Here is a 3321-nt window from a genome sequence, read left to right on the forward strand (position 1 = left end):
GCGTCGTCACTCGGCGCGGTCAGCACCCGTGGCGTCGCGGTGCAGTCGAACTCCTCGACCACCAGCCACCCGGGTGTGCGGCGGTCCGAGGCCGCGTGGGACGGCTGACGCCACCTGACCCACGCCGCCGGCGTGGCGTCCGTCGGTGTCTGTCTCCGCGCGTTCGGGCCTCCAGGTCTCGAACTCCGAGGAGCGAGTGGTGACAGTCACCGAGGTAGTCCCGGCCAGCGCCGACGCGGCACTGCGACGGACGCCGATGCAGGTCCGCAAGCGTGACGGCGGCACCGAACCCGTGGACGTGAACAAGATCGTCCGGGCGGTCGAGCGGTGGGCCGACGACCTGACCGACGTCGACCCGATGCGCGTCGCCACCCGCACGATCAGCGGCCTGTACGACGGCGCGACGACAGCCGAACTGGACCGGCTGTCCATTCAGACAGCGGCCGAGATGATCGGTGAGGAACCGCAGTACTCGCGCCTCGCCGCCCGGCTGCTCGCCGGCTACGTCGACAAGGAGGTGCGTCGGCAGGGCATCGCCTCGTTCAGCGCGGCGATCCGGACCGGCCACACCGAGGGCCTGATCGGAGACGACACCGCCGCGTTCGTCGCCACGCACGCCGCAGTGCTCGACGATGCCATCGACCCGGACGGCGACCGGCGGTTCGAGTACTTCGGGCTGCGCACGGTGTACGACAGGTACCTGCTGCGCCATCCCACCAGCCGGCTGGTGCTGGAGACCCCGCAGTACTGGCTGCTGCGGGTGGCCTGTGGCCTGTCCCGTACGCCGGACGAGGCGGTCGGCTTCTACCGGTTGATGTCCAGCCTGGCCTACCTGCCCAGCTCACCGACGCTGTTTAACTCCGGCACCCGGCACACCCAGATGTCCTCCTGCTACCTGGTCGACTCACCGCTCGACGAGTTGGACTCGATCTACCAGCGCTACGCCCAGGTCGCCAACCTGTCCAAGTTCGCCGGCGGCATCGGCATCGCGTACTCCCGGGTCCGGTCCCGGGGCGCGTTGATCCGTGGCACCAACGGGCAGTCCAACGGGATCGTGCCGTGGCTGCGAACGCTGGACGCGAGCGTCGCGGCGGTCAACCAGGGCGGCCGGCGCAAGGGCGCGGCGTGCGTCTACCTGGAGCCGTGGCACCCGGACATCGAGGAGTTCCTGCAACTGCGGGACAACACCGGCGAGGACGCCCGCCGCACCCACAACCTGATCCAGGCCAACTGGGTGCCGGACGAGTTCATGCGCCGGGTCGAGGCCGACGAGATGTGGTCGCTGTTCGACCCGCACGAGGTGCCCGAGCTGCCCGACCTGTGGGGGGAGCGGTTCGACGCCGCGTACCGCGAGGCCGAGGCGCAGGGCCGCTACGTCCGGCAGGTCCCGGCGCGGGAGCTGTACGGGAAGATGATGCGAACCCTGGCCCAGACCGGCAACGGGTGGATGACCTTCAAGGACGCGTCGAACCGGCTGTGCAACCAGACCGCCGAACCGGGCAACGTGGTGCACCTGTCCAACCTCTGCACCGAGATCGTCGAGGTGTCCAGCGACGCGGAGACCGCCGTGTGCAACCTCGGCTCGGTGAACCTCGCCGCCCACCTCGTCGACGGTGACATCGACTGGGAGCGGCTGCGCGCCACGGTGCGTACCGCGGTGACCTTCCTCGACCGGGTCATCGACATCAACTACTACCCGACCACGCAGGCGGCGGCGAGCAACCCCCGCTGGCGGCCGGTCGGGCTCGGGCTGATGGGCCTGCAGGACGTCTTCTTCGCACTGCGGCTGCCGTTCGACTCGCCGGCCGCGCGGGAACTGTCCACCCGGGTCAGCGAGGAGTTGTACCTGACCGCGTTGGAGACCTCCGCCGACCTGGCGCGACAGTTCGGCGCGCACCCGACGTACCCGCAGACCCGGGCCGCGCGGGGCCAGTTGCAGCCCGACCTGTGGGGTGTCGAGGGTACGCAGACCGCGCGGTGGGACGCCCTGCGGGAGCGGGTCGCGGCGCACGGGCTGCGTAACTCGCTGCTGGTGGCCGTCGCCCCGACCGCGACCATCGCCTCGATCGCCGGGTGCTACGAGTGCATCGAGCCGCAGGTGTCGAACCTGTTCAAGCGCGAGACGTTGTCCGGGGAGTTCCTCCAGGTCAACACCGCTCTGGTCCGCGAATTGAAGGCCCGTGGTCTGTGGACCGACCGGATCCGGTCGGCGATCAAGCGGGCCGAGGGGTCGGTGCAGGACATCGCCGAGCTGCCGGCCGGCGTCCGGGAGTTGTTCCGCACCGCGTGGGAGCTGCCGCAGCGGGCGCTGATCGACCTCGCCGCCGCCCGTGCCCCGTTCATCGACCAGTCCCAGTCGCTGAACCTGTTCCTGGCGGCACCGACCATCGGCAAGCTCTCCTCGATGTACCTGTACGCCTGGAAGGCCGGCCTGAAGACCACCTACTACCTGCGTTCGCGCCCCGCGACCCGGATCCAGCAGGCCACCGTCAGCGCCGTCGCGCCCGTAGCCCTCGCGCCCGTCGCCCTCGACGCGGAGGCGCTGGCCTGCTCGCTGGAGAACCCCGAGTCGTGCGAGGCCTGTCAGTGACCCTCGCCGACACCACAGTCACCGACACCTCCGAGACGAGGACCACGCACATGCTGCTCGACCCCGGGATGGACCTCACCCTCCGCCCGATGCGCTACCCGCACTTCTTCGACCGTTTCCGCGACGCCATCCGCAACACCTGGACCGTCGAGGAGGTCGACCTGCACGCCGACCTCGCCGACCTGGACAAGCTGTCGCCGGCCGAGCGGCACCTGGTCAGCCGCCTGGTGGCGTTCTTCGCCACCGGCGACACGATCGTCGCGAACAACCTGGTGCTCAACCTGTACCAGCACGTGAACAGCCCCGAGGGGCGCCTCTACCTGTCCCGGCAACTGTTCGAGGAGGCGGTGCACGTCCAGTTCTACCTCAACCTGCTCGACACGTACGTGCCCGACGAGACCGAGCGCTTCGAGGCTTTCGCCGCCATCGAGAACATCCCCTCGATCCGCCGCAAGGCCGAGTTCTGCTTCCGCTGGATCGACTCCCTGGGCGACCTCCGGGAGCTGCGCTCGCGCGAGGACCGGCGAACGTTCCTGCTCAACCTGATCTGCTTCGCCGCCTGCATCGAGGGGCTGTTCTTCTACGGCGCGTTCGCGTACGTCTACTTCCTGCGCTCCCGTGGCCTGCTGCACGGCCTCGCCTCCGGCACCAACTGGGTCGTTCCCGGCACGGTGGCGATCAGGGTCGAGGTGTACCAGCCGTCGAACCGGTAGACGTTGTATCCGAGGACG

General features: G+C 69.5%; 1 protein-coding gene and 1 pseudogene. Both read left to right on the forward strand.

Annotation, left to right across the window (positions count from 1 at the left end; all coding sequences use genetic code 11):
- Nucleotides 1-256 precede the first annotated feature (256 nt).
- On the forward strand, nucleotides 257-2590 hold the full coding sequence (locus tag ACWCO3_RS33160) for a ribonucleoside-diphosphate reductase subunit alpha (RefSeq protein ID WP_450013876.1): 2334 nt from the start codon (nucleotides 257-259) through the stop codon (nucleotides 2588-2590).
- Between the two features lie 50 nt (nucleotides 2591-2640).
- Nucleotides 2641-3249, forward strand: a pseudogene (locus ACWCO3_RS33165) (ribonucleotide-diphosphate reductase subunit beta); the annotation flags it as partial.
- Nucleotides 3250-3321 lie beyond the last annotated feature (72 nt).

It is taken from the genome of Micromonospora sp. NPDC002411 (assembly GCF_053592955.1).